Source organism: Pseudoalteromonas sp. JB197 (assembly GCF_002332205.1).
GTDB lineage: Bacteria > Pseudomonadota > Gammaproteobacteria > Enterobacterales > Alteromonadaceae > Pseudoalteromonas > Pseudoalteromonas nigrifaciens.
The window spans coordinates 368783-385641 of record NZ_NRGZ01000002.1; the positions used below are offsets into that span (position 1 = coordinate 368783).

At 37.0% G+C, this 16859-nt stretch carries 8 protein-coding genes and 1 pseudogene; 5 read left to right on the plus strand and 4 right to left on the minus strand.

Annotation, left to right across the window (positions count from 1 at the left end; all coding sequences use genetic code 11):
• Positions 1–163: 163 nt before the first annotated feature.
• Entirely contained in the window at positions 164–2539 is a 2376-nt protein-coding gene (gene ppsA / locus CIK86_RS16790; RefSeq protein WP_041454953.1) for a phosphoenolpyruvate synthase, read from the plus strand.
• 66 nt (positions 2540–2605) lie between these two features.
• On the opposite strand, the pseudogene CIK86_RS16795 reads toward ppsA, so the two are convergent.
• A pseudogene (locus CIK86_RS16795) lies at positions 2606–2814 on the minus strand (PGPGW domain-containing protein).
• 147 nt (positions 2815–2961) lie between these two features.
• On the opposite strand from CIK86_RS16795, the gene CIK86_RS16800 reads away from it, so the two are divergent.
• A complete protein-coding gene (locus CIK86_RS16800; protein WP_086998426.1) occupies positions 2962–6012 on the plus strand; it encodes an FAD-binding and (Fe-S)-binding domain-containing protein in 3051 nt (1016 codons plus the stop codon).
• Between the two features lie 54 nt (positions 6013–6066).
• On the opposite strand, the gene CIK86_RS16805 is transcribed toward CIK86_RS16800, so the two are convergent.
• Both CIK86_RS16805 and CIK86_RS16810 read right to left on the minus strand, forming a co-directional pair.
• Positions 6067–7260 (minus strand): cation:proton antiporter, encoded by a 1194-nt coding sequence (locus tag CIK86_RS16805; RefSeq protein WP_086998423.1) that lies wholly within the window; start codon positions 7258–7260, stop codon positions 6067–6069.
• Positions 7260–8471, minus strand: a complete 1212-nt coding sequence (locus tag CIK86_RS16810; RefSeq protein ID WP_011330177.1) for a tyrosine-type recombinase/integrase — start codon at positions 8469–8471, stop codon at positions 7260–7262. Before CIK86_RS16810 ends, CIK86_RS16805 begins: the two co-directional genes overlap by 1 nt.
• Before the next feature lie 174 nt (positions 8472–8645).
• Here CIK86_RS16810 and gmtY point away from each other — a divergent pair, with 174 nt between their 5' ends.
• From gmtY to gmtX, 3 genes are read left to right on the plus strand one after another with little or no spacing between them, the layout of a single operon-like run.
• Positions 8646–10088 (plus strand): gamma-mobile-trio recombinase GmtY, encoded by a 1443-nt coding sequence (gene gmtY, locus CIK86_RS16815; protein WP_086998420.1) that lies wholly within the window; start codon positions 8646–8648, stop codon positions 10086–10088.
• A gap of 1 nt (position 10089) precedes the next feature.
• A complete protein-coding gene (locus CIK86_RS16820) occupies positions 10090–12684 on the plus strand; it encodes a VPA1269 family protein (RefSeq protein WP_086998417.1) in 2595 nt (864 codons plus the stop codon).
• Positions 12685–12692: 8 nt separating this feature from the next.
• Positions 12693–13343 (plus strand): gamma-mobile-trio protein GmtX, encoded by a 651-nt coding sequence (gmtX, locus tag CIK86_RS16825; RefSeq protein WP_086998414.1) that lies wholly within the window; start codon positions 12693–12695, stop codon positions 13341–13343.
• 306 nt (positions 13344–13649) lie between these two features.
• Here gmtX and CIK86_RS16830 read toward each other — a convergent pair whose 3' ends face one another.
• Positions 13650–16850, minus strand: coding sequence for a CusA/CzcA family heavy metal efflux RND transporter (locus CIK86_RS16830; RefSeq protein ID WP_086998411.1), 3201 nt, complete (start codon positions 16848–16850; stop codon positions 13650–13652).
• Between the last annotated feature and the right edge of the window lie 9 nt (positions 16851–16859).

Consider the following 16859-nt stretch of genomic DNA (forward strand, 5'->3'; position numbering starts at 1 on the left):
ATTATAGCGATAGGAAGCGCTTTATTAGCAACATAAAAATTAACAGGTAGTTGTTCTACATGAAAATTTTTAACTTGTTAATACAATGTCTAACTCGCTAAAATGATTAAATGTTAATTAGTTGGTATTTAGTACTACAATTTGTTTTTTTGGAGAAAGATCCGTGCAAGAATACGTTCTCTGGTATCAAGAGCTTGGTATGCAAGATGTTCCTCGTGTTGGCGGTAAAAACGCTTCACTTGGCGAAATGATTTCAAACCTAGCAAACGCAGGTGTACAAGTGCCGGGTGGTTTTGCAACTACCGCTGATGCTTTTAATGAGTTTTTAGATCAATCAGGACTCACCGCAAAAATTCACGATATTCTAGATACACTTGATGTTGAAGATGTGAATACACTCGCTAAAGTCGGTGCCGATATCCGCCAATGGATAATCGATACACCATTCCAACCTAATCTAGATAAAGCCATTCGCGAAGCATACAGCCAACTCCACGGCGACACAGCAGCCGATGTTTCATTTGCAGTACGTTCATCAGCTACTGCTGAAGACATGCCAGACGCATCATTCGCAGGCCAGCAAGAAACTTTCCTAAACGTTGTTGGTATCGACTCAGTAATGGTCGCTATTAAACACGTATTTGCTTCATTATTTAACGACCGCGCTATCTCTTACCGTGTTCATCAAGGGTACGATCACCGTGGTGTTGCACTGTCTGCTGGTATACAACGTATGGTTCGTTCAGATAAGTCAGCATCTGGCGTTATGTTTAGTATTGATACCGAGTCTGGTTTTGAAGATGTTGTATTTATCACATCAAGCTACGGGCTAGGAGAAATGGTTGTACAGGGCGCAGTAAACCCTGATGAATTTTATGTTCATAAACCAACATTACTTAAAAACAAACCTTCAGTAGTACGTCGTAACATTGGCTCTAAAGCCATTCAAATGATTTACTCAGAAGACAAAGCACATGGGAAGCAAGTAGACATCGTTGATGTTGCCCCTGAGCTTTCAAATAAATTTTCGATTACAGATGAAGAAGTGCAAGAACTTGCCAAGCAAGCTGTAATCATCGAAAAACATTACGGTCGTCCAATGGACATCGAATGGGCAAAAGACGGTAACGACGGCAAACTATATATAGTTCAAGCTCGTCCAGAAACGGTTCGCTCAAACGAAGATGCCAACGTAATGGAACGTTTTCAATTAAATGGCACCAGCAAGGTTGTTGTTGAAGGCCGTGCAATTGGTCATAAAATTGGTAGCGGTGTTGTTCGTGTTCTTAACTCAATCAAAGAGATGGATCAGGTTCAAGTAGGCGACATTTTAGTTACCGACATGACCGACCCAGATTGGGAACCAATCATGAAACGTGCAGCAGCGATTGTTACAAATCGTGGTGGCCGTACTTGTCATGCTGCAATTATTGCACGTGAACTTGGTATTCCAGCCGTTGTTGGTTGTGGTAACGCAACTGATTTAATTACAGCTGGTCAAGAAGTTACCGTATCATGTGCCGAAGGCGATACAGGTTTCATCTACGAAGGTATTTTAGACTTTGAAGTACTTACTTCACGTGTTGACGAAATGCCTGAGCTACCAATTAAAGTAATGATGAACGTAGGTAATCCAGATCGTGCATTCGATTTTGCTCGTTTACCACATTCAGGTGTTGGCCTAGCCCGTGTTGAATTTATTATCAACCGTATGATTGGCGTTCACCCTAAAGCACTACTTAATTTTGATGCACAAACTGATGCATTAAAAGCAGAGATAACCGACATGATGGCCGGTTATGAATCTCCAGTAGAGTTTTATATCTCTAAATTGGTTGAAGGTATTTCTACTCTGGCGTGTGCATTTGCACCAGAGCGTGTAATTGTTCGCATGTCTGATTTTAAATCAAACGAGTACGCAAACTTAGTTGGCGGCCAACAATACGAACCGGAAGAAGAAAACCCTATGATAGGTTTTCGTGGCGCCGCTCGTTATGTGTCAGAAGCTTTCCGCGACTGTTTTGCTCTAGAGTGTGAAGCAATTAAACGCGTAAGAAACGGCATGGACATGACCAATATCGAAATCATGATCCCATTCGTACGTACCGTTGAAGAAGGTAAACGTGTTATTGAACTACTTGAAGAGCATGGCCTTAAACGTGGCGATAATGGTCTGAAAGTAATTATGATGTGTGAACTGCCTTCAAACGCACTATTAGCTGAAGAGTTTTTAGAGCATTTTGATGGTTTTTCTATCGGTTCAAACGACTTAACTCAGCTAACGCTTGGTTTAGATCGTGACTCTGGTTTAATCGCACATCTATTTGATGAACGCGACCCTGCAATCAAAAAGCTACTTTCTATGGCAATTAAAACAGCTAAAGAAAAAGGCAAGTATGTAGGTATTTGTGGTCAAGGTCCTTCTGATCATGAAGACTTTGCAGCATGGTTAGTAGAGCAGGGTATCGACTCTGTTTCATTAAATCCAGATACAGTACTAGAAACATGGTTATACTTAGCTGAAAAACTAGCTAAATAATTACTTTGTTTAATAAAAATGCCAGCTTTTGCTGGCATTTTTGTTTGTGTAATTTAAAACAAAGTTTTAACGAGCTAATTTTTTATCTAAATATCTCACGATTTAGTTAACGCTTTTTGACAAAGCCCCAAATAATGCCTTGCTTTTGGGTAGTCAAAAGAAAAACACAATAACCCTGCCATAAAAAATATTAACGATGGTCCAGGTACAATCGCAAAAAATAAACCCAGTAACATGCACAATACACCGGCTAAAAGTAATAGTATTTTTTTCATAGTTAAAGCCCCCTAGTAACTGTTAACTTGAGTATAATTGCAGTGCGAATAAAATCGATTAAAAGAGTGTTACAAACTGTAAAATCTTCAATTTCTATTACCCCGCAGCATGATATAATTAATCAAATGCCTTAAAATATCGCCGTCATGATAGCAACTATTACACAGCAAGATGCCGCGACAGAAGTTGTCGCAAATTACTTAAGTACCATTAAAAATCAAGGGTTTACTGGAGACACTGATGCAAGTTATGCAACCCGCATAACAGCTTCAACCGATAACAGTATTTACCAAGAGCTACCGCAAGGTGTTATCTTTCCTAAAACCGAAAAAGATATTCAACTTGCGTTGCAAACAGCATCTCGCGACCCCTTTTTATCGTTAACATTTGGTCCGCGCGGCGGCGGCACTGGGACTAACGGGCAATCATTAACCCCTGGTATTATTGTCGATTTATCACGATACATGCGTGAAATACTCGAAATAAACACACAAGAAGGCTGGGTGCGTGTACAAACTGGGGTAATAAAAGATCAGCTTAATGACTTTTTAAAACCTTATGGGTTTTTCTTTTCACCCGACTTATCTACCAGTAATAGAGCAACCATTGGCGGTATGATCAGCACTGATGCATCGGGCCAAGGCTCGCTAGTTTACGGTAAAACGAGTGACCATGTTTTAGGGCTAACAACTTATTTGGTCGATGGTACACCTATGTGTACTGCAGCTATTGATACAGAAAAAGCAAAGGTAATCGCAGAGCAAGACACATTAGTTGGTCATTTATACAAAACCGTTTTAGCTATCGCACTAAATGAGCGCGAAGCTGTATTAGCTAAATTCCCTAGATTAAACCGCTTTTTAACCGGATACGACCTAGAGCATGTGCTAAGTGATGACTTACAAACTTTTGATATGAGCCGCTTAATTACCGGCTCTGAAGGATCATTAGGTATAGTTACCGAGGCTAAATTAAAGCTAACCCCCATTGCTGAATTTAAAACTTTAATTAATATTAAGTATGATAGTTTTGATTCGGCACTACGTCATTCACCATTTTTGGTAGCTGCGAGAGCAACCTCAGTTGAAACTGTCGATAGCAAAGTTTTAAACTTAGCCCGCCAAGATATTATTTGGCATTCAGTATCGGACTTAATAACCAACATTCCTAATAAAGATATGCAAGGGCTCAACATGGTTGAGTTTAATGCAGTATCGCCAGAGGATATAAAAGACAAAGTAGACACTTTGTGCAAACTATTAGATCAGTGCGTGGCACAGCAAACTAATGGTGTTATTGGTTATCAGCTAACCAGTAATAAAAGTGATATTTTAAAAATTTATGCCATGCGTAAAAAGTCAGTTGGGCTTTTAGGTAATGTAAAAGGCAGCCAAAAACCACTCGCCTTTGCAGAAGACACTGCGGTACCACCAGAAAACTTAGCTGATTATATAGTAGAGTTTAGAGCATTACTCGACAGCCATAATTTACAATATGGAATGTTTGGCCATGTTGACGCTGGAGTTTTACATGTTAGACCCGCGCTCGATATGTGTGACCCAGAACAAGAAAAACTGTTGCGTGTTATTTCAGATGAAGTGGTAAAACTCACCGCTAAATACGGTGGTTTAATGTGGGGCGAACACGGTAAAGGGTATCGTAGCGAATATGGCCCAGCGTTTTTTGGCGACCATTTATTTACTCAGTTACGTAAAATAAAAACTGCATTTGATCCAAACAACCGAATAAACCCAGGTAAAATATGCACACCTATCGATAGTGAAGATTCACTAGTAAGTGTTGATGGACAAAAACGTTCATGGTTCGATAAACAAATATCTATTGATGTAAAAACAAGTTTTAATAATGCCATGACTTGTAACGGTAACGGAATATGCTTTAACTACGATGAAAACTCACCAATGTGTCCGTCGTATAAAGTAACCGGCGATCGCCGACATTCACCTAAAGGCCGCGCAAGTTTAATGCGCGAATGGTTGCGCCTGCAAGAAGCAAAAAATATAGATTTACTTGAGGTCGAAAAGCAACTTAATAAAGGCGAAGTAATTACCTGGTGGGAACGTTTTGTTCACAGCCGTGAAAATAACAAAGGCATTTACGACTTTTCTCACGAAGTTAAAGCTTCGATGGACGAGTGCTTAGCCTGTAAAGCATGTACTACTGCTTGCCCAATTAAAGTAGATGTACCTACTTTTCGTTCGCGTTTTTTAAATTATTATCATAGTTACTACGCACGTCCACTCAAAGATTACCTAGTGGGTAATATAGAAGTTAGTGCGCCATTAATGGCTAAATTTGCACGTATTATTAATCCTATAGTAAGTACAGACCTAGTTAGTAACATAATTAAAAAAACCGTGGGTTATGTAAATACACCACAATTAAGTATTCCCGCACTAACTAGTCGAGTAAACAAAGCTCATACTTTTAATTTTGAATTACTAAATAAATTAAGTGCTGAGCAACAAAACGAATATGTATTAATAGTACAAGACCCATTCACTAGTTTTTATGAAGCAGAATTAGTAGAGAGTTTTATTACGCTTATTACTCAGCTCGGCAAAAAGCCAATGTTATTACCTTTTAAACCCAATGGAAAACCACAACATGTAAAAGGGTTTTTGCATGAGTTTAAAGTAACAGCAAAAAACGCCGCGGAGTTTTTAAATAAACTTAACGATATTAATGCGCCACTGGTTGGTTTAGATGCTTCATTAGTTATGTGTTACCGCGATGAGTACAATACAATTTTAGAAAATAATCGTGGTGATTTCCATGTGCAACTTGCTCACGAGTGGTTACAAACTCAATCGTTTACACAATTAAAAGCAAAACAAAATACTAATACTGAATTTACTTTATTAAGCCACTGTACCGAAACTACCGCCTTACCAAAAGCTGCGAGTGTTTGGCAAAATATTTTTAGCGATATTGGCTTAACATTAAAAACAACCAGTACTGGTTGTTGCGGCATGGCGGGTACTTATGGTCATGAAGCACAAAACCAAAACAACTCGCGCGCACTATACGAAATGAGTTGGAAACCTATTGTAGATAAAAATAAACCCGAGCAACTGTTATCAACAGGATTTTCTTGTCGTAGCCAAGTTAAACGATATGAAAAATTTAAACCTAAACATCCAATTGAGTTACTTGCACACCTACTTAGCAATTAAACTTTATTAGGCTGATTAAAAAATGCGTAACTTTATAAATAAAATTACGCATTTTTACTTTTTAGCAAAGCTATCTGCAATTGGCTTAGTAGTTATACCATGAATAAATACACTAAATAAAATAGTGGTCATAGCAATAGTTGCAATCTGATATTTATTTTCTATTTGAGTATCAATTACCATTAACGTAAATACTATCGATGCGAGTCCTCTTGGTCCAAACCAAGCAAAAGTAAATCGCTCTTTTATATTCAGTGCAGTAAATTGCAGTGACAACATAACCGGAATTATTCTGATCAAAGTTGCACTAAGTAAAGCATAAATTATTATTTCAAAACTGAGTTTTGGTAAAACCAAATAGGCACTTACAAAACCAAATAAACACCAAATTAATAATGCTGCAAAATCGGCTATGTGCTCTGAGTCTTCAACAATTTCACAACGTATCGACTCTGGAGAATATCGGTCAAATAATAAACCTGCTACAAACACTGCAATAAAACCACTACTATGAAAATACTGTGTAATAGAAAATATCGCCATTGCAAAACCTACCAGCAAAAAAGGACTGGTTTTTTGTGCAAAATAATGGCGTTGCATAGCAAAGTTTAAAGTTGGAATAAATATCGCAACACTCGCAATCGCAATCAATAGCGCTATACCAAGTTCCCGAGTAAAAATAATCATAGTTTGTGAAGCGGTGATCCCAAGCTCTGGGTTATTAGCTAATAACAAAAAAATTAAAAATACAGGTACACATAAACCATCATTTAAACCACTTTCAGTATTTATTCCTTCACGGATATTTTCGGGCACTTGTGTACTTTCTAATAGTCCTTTACTGAGTGCTGCATCGGTTGGTGTTAAAATAATTGCTAATAATGCAGCTTGAATAAGTGTTAACTCTGCAAATAAAAATAATGCAGTGCCAATACCTAACAACAAGGTAAGGGGTAGGGCAACAAATAATAATAAACTTGGATACTGATAACTGTGTTTTAAAACGCTTAGTTTTGTTTTTGTAGCGTCGGTAAATAAAAACAAACTTAAAGTTAATTCAATTAAAGGTAATATATAAGCTCCACCATTTTTTAATTGTTCAACTTCCTCAGGTATAAACCAAGCCAGTGCTATTCCTCCAATCACAAAAAACATTGGGCCAGTGATTTCGGTTCTTTCTAATTGCCGGATTGTTAATGAATAAATCAAAAACAAACTGCCAATAAAAGTAATGACTAAATATTCCATTATATTTTCCTTTTTAAACCAGATTTTGCACGTTCTTTTATATTTGTTTGAATATAAATTTGATCTGTAGTTGCTATTTTTGCGTGTCCTAAATCTTCAGATAAATGTTTGAGTGGTCGTGTTTGTGCATCGTGTGTTGCACCTGTATGTCTAAGCCAATGTGCGGTTGCAGCTTCAAGTTGTTCAGAGTCATCTTTAAAACCATCATCAAGTAAAGATTGCTGAGCTAAATCAAAACTTTGTTGTACCAAACGTCGTATTTGCCTAACTGTCATGCCACCTTGGCCACGAATTTTATGCACCAAAGGTTCAGATTCATCAACGCGTGGTAGGGCAGGTAAACCACGATAAAGTCGGTAGCGTTTTAAATATTCAACAAAATCATCGCTTAGAGTTACATCTCGTAATTTATTACCTTTACCCATAATACGTAAAAACCAAAAGCCATCGTTGTCTTGCCAAAAATGCGACATAACGGGCGACCATTGTGGCCGCTCTGACAATTCGGATATTCGTAAATATAATCCTTTTAAACATGCCAGAGTGAATAAATTTCTTTCTAGATCAGGTTGTTGCTCACATAAGTCGCGCGTTACCCCAAACACATATTCCCATTGTATATCGCTTAGCGTATCGGGGATCTGTATTTGCGATTGAACCACTAAATAGGGACTATTCTTTTTTACTACAGGCACAAAATTGGCAAAGGTTTTTTCTTCTAAAATAGCAAATTTATAAAATACGTTAAGTGCAGTAAACATTGCCGATAATGTTTGTTGGCTAGCAATTGATTCTTTTTGGATGAAAGGGCGCCAATTTGTATTTAAACGACGAATACCTTGCTCGTCTTTATAACGCCATTGTACTGATGTTGTAGCCCAAGCTTTATCTGGTTCAACAACAAAATCTACATAACCTTCAATATCTTCGCGCTTTAAATCAAATACTGATTTTTCAGCCACTAACCATGCCCATAAATAAAAACGTTCAAGCTCACTTCTAAACCGACTATAGGTTGCTTCCGATTTGCGACCATAAACATATAAAAACTGGTATAAGAAGGTAAGATCTTGTTTTGATTCAGTTACAGTCAAGCCAACTTGCTGTATAAAGGTAGCCAGTTCTGGATATTCTGAATTTAAAGTATTATCTTCAAGATGAGCAATTTGATATCTCAATTGTTTTAACGTATCAACCAAAGCAACTAGCATAGTAATAAAATATTCAATAAAATAATAGACTTATAGATTAACCATAAAGTCCGATACTGTCTATTGTATATAGTGATATTTATGTGTACTTTTCTTTTCAGTTAATAAACATTACCTTTATATTTACTACAAAATAGATTAACTTGTTGATATCAAGAATAATTAAAACTTAAGATGTCAACAGTTACCGTCATTGCAAAAATCATTACAGATAACACAGGCTCGTGGGTACATGTTCCTGTAATTCTTACCGTTAAAGGTGACATACCATTAATTACAGACTATTTCCTAATATTAACCGCACAAGGGAAAAGTCGCTCCACTCTTTTATCTTATGCAAGAGCTTTAAAACTATTTCTTGATTACATGGAAGCTAATAAAAATATATTTAGTGACCCAGAATTATTGCTTACTTCATTCATTTTAAGGTTGAGATCCGGTACTTTAGATGAACAGGGATTCGATCCTTCAGGCCTTTATTGGGAACCAAAGTCTTTTTTTAATACTAAAAACATTACTCGTTATTTGGTATCATTTCTAAATTGGTTAGAGCCAAATTGCGCAAAAATTCAGAAGCTTATCCCTAATGATTTTCACAGTGTATTACTATATTCAGCATGGTATAGAAAAAATATAAATGACTTTCTTGGGCATATAAAAAAATTCAGAAACAAACAGTTAAGCTTCAGAGAAGTAAATTACACCTCAACGAAACCACATTTATTAGTCGAAGGTGATGCAGTGGCTTTTCCTGAAGATAAATTTAAAGTTTTTTTCGTCGATGGTTTTTCAATTCAACGTGATTTAAGAATTTCAATAAGAGACAAACTAATTTTACTACTTATGCATGGAGGAGGGTTAAGAGAAAGTGAAGCTATGGCTTTGTGGGTTTCAGATGTTGAATTAGCCCCCCTAAATAATAACTCTGCGCTTGTTAAGATATATAATGAAGAACAAGGTATTGCACCGTATGGCTGGAAATCAAACAGAGGTGGAAATACTAGAAAATTATACCTAAAAGAAAAATATGGTAGAATACCTCGTGTTTCTATGTTCAATACTGAACATTTAGGCTGGAAAGGTGGGACTATAGACCACAGAGATGGTTATATAATTGTTAATTGGTTCCCATCATACTATGGCGAAATTTTTCTTAGTCTCTGGAAAGTTTATCAAAAATATCGAGCTTCGATATTATGCAATCATCCCTATGCCTTTATTTCATTTCATCAAAAATATTTCGGCTCTCCTTACACATTAAATGCATTTCATCAAAATTATAAAAATGCATTAAAGAGAATTAATTTACTTCCCTCAAAGCATGAAGGTTATGACCCACATGGTCATAGACATAGCTATGGTAGGCGTTTACGAAGAGCCAACGTAAACCCATTAATAATCAGAAGATGTATGCATCACAAATCTCTTGATTCTCAAACTCCATATACAGAGCCAAATTTCAACGAAATATCAAATACTTTAACTACTGCTACAGAAGCATTAGTTAAAGGTGAAACACCATTAGATTTAAGTTGGGAAAACCTTACGAAATATGGTTTCAATGACATAGATCCTCATCAATACTTTTCGGGCAAAAATAAAAAATTTAAGGAATAAAATGATAAAACCAATTAAAAAAAATGACAATCGGAGTGTTGATTTAACATTTAGCTGGTTATCTAAAGCTATTGGCACTAAATGGCTTTCGTGGGAGAAGTTGGCTGCCGAATGGATGAAGATGCAAACAACTTCTATTGACGTCAAAAGAGTAGCTCTTACTTTTTTATTAGAAAAATATTTTTTAATACATGCTCCCTATGCATCTAATATCGATACTTTTTTTAGTGGTTCAAATGGTCATATAAGTAATTCAGATGAATTTATTGAAGTAATGAAAATATCAGGTGTCAACGACCTTAACGAGCAGGCAAGGAGACCAAATTATATAGTTGATTTCATTGACTTTGTCATCGAGAAGCATTTTACAGTTCGTGATCAAAATAATGTCTCCATAAAAACGGTTGTTAACCCATTTACAAAGGTTAAATTTAAAAGTGTTCCTCTTGAGACTGTTCGCCAACCACTCCCTTATAAATATATACTCTCGCTAAGAGATATAATTTCACCGAGTAACGATAAAACAACTAAGCATGATAATACATCCCACTGTCCATCATTCAAAGATTGGCTTTGGGCACAAGCTCAAACAGGGGTACGTTCAGGAACAAGGGGTGGTGATTGGTTCGAGGTACCTGAAAGTTTAATTAACAAAGATGATCCTGACTGCGTTTGGCGCCAAAGAAAAATCAAATCAAAAGGCGCTACTGATAGAGTAATTATTCAAATGTGGTCCCCAGTCAGGGCATTGGCACTCCTGATAAAACTGCATTTACCACTGAGAACCTATCAAATAAGAATGTTAGACTCCGGAGAGGATGATACTTGGAAATATGACAATAAATCTTGGATACAAAATGAAAGTAAATTAACAAAAACCTCAAGTCCTAAATTGGTTGAAAAAGGTGTTTTTAGGAGAATATATGATCAATATACTTCAACTTATACAACAGGACTATTCATAAACACTAATAAAACCTCTGATGCTGAAGTTGACGCTGGGTATGTAATACCGTGGAACCACCAAGAAGTTTTATATTGGCTTGAAAAACTTAGAAACTGGCAGAAAAAATATAACCCGATACAAAGACCTATACATTGTAAAGAACTTTCAAAAAGGCATTTAGGCACTACTAAATCTAAACTTCAACTCAATGCAATGGGAAATATGTGTTTTTTATTTCGAGACCCAACAGCTCAAGGAGATGATAAGTTTAAACCTATTGATGCTGATTCCTTAAAGCGTTTTTGGCACTCTTTATTATTAGAGCTCGAAAATAATCTATTTAGTGCGGGTGATACTCTTGATAATGGAGAAAAACTCAGCCTAGTTGTAAATTATGAAAATGAAAAATTAAAAGGGTCAACAACACATTTCCCTCCACATAGCTTGAGAGTAAGCTTAATTACAGCTTATTCAATGGATTCTAACGTACCGATTCCAGTAATTTCTAAACTTCTTGCCGGTCACGCGAGACTTATTTCAACAATATATTATAACAAAATATCACCATCTGTTATGGCAGATAAAATGCGATATGCAGAGGGAGAGTTGCTCGAAAATTCGGATAGCTCACTTCGCTCATTTTTAAAAGATGCATCAATTAATCAAATTAAATGTAACGTTGTTTATAACAGTGAAGATAGTATCGTTGCATCGCTAGCAAATAGAAACCCTATAGGATGGGAAGAAAGAGCTTATGGTATGTGCTTAGTAGGTGGAAATAATGTTCGCTCCGATGAAATGAGTACACTTGGTGGATGCTGGAATGGTGGTGAACTTCTAGTTAATAAAGCTAGAGCAATAGACCGAGTATATGGAAAAGTACCAAATGGTCCAGAGAATTGCATTAGGTGTAGGTGGTTCATCACCGAAGCTGTTTATTTACCAAAACTAAATGCTTTATTTAATCAGTTAAGCTACAAAGCTCATGAAGCGTCAAGCTTAGCATTAGATTTAGAAAAAAAGTTAGATAAACTCAAAGACACAAAGTTTATCGCAGAGCAGAACAGCAAACCATTTTTAAAATTTGAAGAGCTTCGATCACTACAACGTAGGTATGAAAAACAAAAAGTTGAATCTGATGAATACACTAAAGACTGGATATCATGTTTTGGCCTGATATCTAAAATTATACAGCTAGAAGAAAACCGAGAAACTGACAATAATAAAAATAAATTAATTGCCTTAGGAAATACAACTGATGTAAATATGGCTTTGAAGTTCGTTGAAACTAAATCTGAACTATTACATCTATCATGCTTATGTGAGGATGCGGAAATATACCCAGATTTTATGGATACATTACAAAAAACTCCAGCATTAAAGCAACGTACAATTCAATTAAGTCGGATCTTACTCAAGCAAGGTAAGAAACCTATTTTCTTAGAAATGGGTGATAAAGAACAATTAATTGCTGGAAATGCAATGATAAGACAAATGGCTAAAATTGCCGCCCCGAATGATAAGTTTGAAGGATTTAGAGTTGTTGCTGATTATCTTGAAGCCGAAACATACCTCACTGACTCAAAATTACTAGATGCCGGGTACACTGAGACACATAACAATTATATCAACTTACCTTCTCATAAATGAGGCACCCAATGCAATCAAACTTAGAAAAAAAGCACCAAGATGAGAAGCTAGAAGCTCTAAAAGAAGGGAAAACACAAAAGACTAAAGATACACTTGATAAATTGAACTTAATTTTATCTAATTATTTTGAGCAAGGAAATGTTGATTTTTCAATAACAAATATCGGAATGATAAGTTATAAAAATAGCGGTCCCAGTTACGAAACGCTTCGTGCAACAAAAAATGTGCACTATAGAAAGCTAATTAGTTATTGGGCTGAATTAATCAAAAGTCAATCGGTTGACAATAAAGTGGTATTACCAGCTACGGATAATGAGCTTTTAAATACGATACCCGATATTGCGGCTCGCGCATACTTTGCAAGAATTTTAGCTGAAAGAAAGAAATTTAAAACCGAGCTGAATATCTTAAAAAGTCAATCGGAAATAGTAATCGATAAGCGTAATCAATATACCCAAACTACAGACTTTATTCCTAACTTAAAACTAACTAATAATGAGTTATCAGCGCTTACTTATGCTGTATCGGATGAGTGTATTAAGCTCAATGGTTGGCTAAAAACTGAATTAGGCCAAATAAAAGGAAGTGAATATCAAAATGAAATATTCCCAAGAGGCTTTATACAAGCTTTGAATAAAGTAATTAAGTCTAATGAGTAATATAAACACAATGTACTACCTATGAGGTTTGTTATTAAAATTAGATGTATATTGGTCTGTCAAGTGGGTTTAATTTATGAATCTGACAGGCTGTTATGTGCCATAAGCCGACCTTGAGACACATAGAGATTAAGACTGCAAAGATACGAAAGCGGAAGTTAGCTTTGGCCTGTTTAACGACAAATATTCCGACAAAGCAGTCATGACTATTAGTTTATTGTTAAATCTAATCTTTCTTTTCGTTCATCTACTCAATAACCCCACGCTAAACGTGACTTTAGCGTGGGGTTAGAGTTCACAGTAATTTTATCTGGATAGCTCTTTTATTTTTTTCTCTGAAAACCAGCGATATAAAACAGGTAAAACAAATAATGTTAACAGTGTTGCAGTTACCAAGCCGCCAACAATAACACTCGCTAATGGGCGCTGTATTTCTGCACCAACACCATTAGACATTAACATCGGTATCAAACCTAAAGCTGATGTTATAGCAGTCATAAGTACAGGTCTTAATCTTGAAGTAGCGCCTTCAAAAACGGCTTTAGATGCTTCTAGACCGTCTTTAATACGTTGGTTGATACTTTCTACCATAACGACCCCATTCAATACCGCTACACCAAATAAGGTAATAAAGCCAACGGAGCTTGGTACAGACAAGTATTGTCCAGATAAATATAAGGAGAAAACTCCGCCAATTACAGCAAGCGGCACGTTGACCAATATCAGCATAGCTTGACCAACAGAACCAAAGGCAAAGTAAAGTAGTAGTGCGATTAGTGCTAACGATAAAGGTACAACTATAGCTAACCTATTTTGAGCACGTTTTTGACTTTCGAACTGGCCGCCAATCGAAACAGAATAACCTGAAGGTAAGTCAACCTTTTCAGCAATTACCGTTCTGATATCGGCAACCACGCTTCCCATATCTCGATTTTGTACATTTGCTTGGATAACGACTCTTCGTTGTACATCATCGCGTCTAACTTGTGGTGGGCCTGACTCAAATGAGACTGAGGCTACGTCACCCAGTCGCACCCAAGCACCAGTAGGTGATTGAAGCCGAATATCAGCAATAGCTTCTTTGTTACTTCGGTACTCTTCCTCTATGCGAACGTAAATATCATAACGTTCATTACCATTGATTATTTGTCCGGCTGCAACACCACCAATACCATCACGCACAACCTCCATTATGTCACTCACAGACAATCCAAAGCGTGATAGTTCTTGCCTGTTAGGACTTATCACCAATTGCGCTTCACCAGCAATTTGCTCCAATGCAACATCCCTTGCACCTTCAATGTTTTTAATTGCTGTTTCTATTTCTTGACCTTTAGCCGCCAGTACCTCAAGTTCAGGCCCAAACAACTTTATCGCCAACTGAGCATTAACACCAGATAGTAGCTCATCGACACGAGTCGCAATAGGTTGAGAAAAGTTGAGTAGCAACCCAGGGAATTCTTCTAGAGATCTCTCCATTTTTCCTTGAAGTTCATATCGATTAGATGCACTGGTCCACTCAGAAACAGGCTTCAACCCTATGTAAATTTCGATGTTATTCACTGGCTCTGGGTCTCCACCTATTTCTGCTCGACCAATTCGGCTTAATGCATAGGTTACTTCAGGAAAAGCCATTAGTTTTTCTTCTAGAATTGGTGCCACAGTGAGCGCGGTATCTAAACTGGAAGAAGGTGCAAGCGTTGCTCTTAAGTTTATCGTCCCTTCTTCTAACTCAGGTACAAATTCAGTACCAATTAATGGAACTAATGCAAAGGCAGAGAAAACTAATATAAGTGCGGCTGAAATGACTAATTTGGTGCGTTTTAGTGCGAATGTAAGCCCTTTTCTGTAGAGTTTGTCTAATGGCCTAAGAACAAAGCTTTCCCTCTCTTTTACACCTGACTTAAATAAATAAGTAGCTAAAGCGGGTACAAAAAACAACGCAACCACAATAGCAGATATAACAGCTAAAATGATGCTTATTGCCATAGGTTGAAATAACTTTGCCTCAACACCTTCAAAGCTAAATAAAGGCGTAAATACAACTAAAATAATAGAAGCTGCAAAAAATACGGGACGAGCCACTTCTTTACCCGCATTTTGAAGACGTAACTTAATACCATGCTCATCTTGTTCTACATCATGTGGATCAGTATCAGCACTAGGCACTCTTTCTTTTACAGTTTTTAAATGGGTAGAGTCTGGTCTATTTAAATGCTTAAACATGTTTTCAACCATCACGACTGAACCATCAACTAGCATACCAATGGCTACGGCAATGCCACCCAATGACATAAGGTTTGCAGAAATGCCCCACCAAGCCATGATCATTAACGCGATACCAATTGAAATTGGAATAGATATTAGGACAAGGAAGGTTGCACGTATATTCATTAAAAATAGTGCTAATACAATACAGATGAAAATAAATGCTAGTAATAGTGCATCAACTACTGTATCAACGGCTTTTTCAATCAAATCAGCCTGATCATAAAATGGTTCAAAGCGAACACCTTTAGGCAATGCTTGATTAATCAATGGGATTCTTGCATTGATACCATCAATGGTGGCTTTAGTATTAGACCCCATGCGTTTTAAGACAATGCCAGAGACAACTTCACCTAAATTTTCGACTTTACCGTCTTCGGTTTTGCGCGTCATTGTGACAGCACCTTGACGAATTTCACTGCCCATTTCAACTTTAGCAATATCCGAAACCGTCACAACTGTCCCATCAACTGTTTTGACGGGAACTTGTTTGATATTACTAATACCAGCGTCACCACTTTCAAACCAACCTGCACCTCTAATAACAAGCTGCTCTTGCCCACGGTTCATATACCATCCGCCAACATTGGCATTGTTGTTATCTAGGGCACCAACAACGTCTTCTTGCGTTAGGTTATAAGAAAGAAGCTTAGATGGATCTACATTTACTTGGTACTGCCTAACAATACCTCCAAAGGAGAGTACATCAGTAACACCATCGACAGGCATAACGAGTAATTTTACTACCCAATCATTGAGACTCCTGAGTGCCATAGCATCATAGCCTGCATCTTTATCTGAAATAAGAAGGTACTGAAATACTTGGCCTAGCCCTGAGGTGTTTGGCCCCATTTCGGGTGTGCCGACACCTTCTGGTATCAGTTCTTTTGCGGCTTGAAGACGCTCAAATACGAGTTGTCTTGCAAAGTAAATGTCGGTGCCTTCTTTGAAAACAACCGTGACGCCAGACAAGCCTGTTTTAGAAATTGAGCGCACTTGTTCTACATCAGGTAAGGCATACATGACCGCTTCAATGGGGTACGTAATGAGTTGTTCAACTTCTTCAGCAGCTAGTCCTGGCGCTTCAGTATTTACAGCAACTTGAACATTAGTAACATCAGGAAAGGCATCTAAATTTAGTTTTGGTATAACCATAATTGCGCCGACAATTATGGCAAACAGCGCAATCAAAATCAGGAGTCTATTATTAACAGACCAATCTATTATTTTATTAAACATAGTCTTACT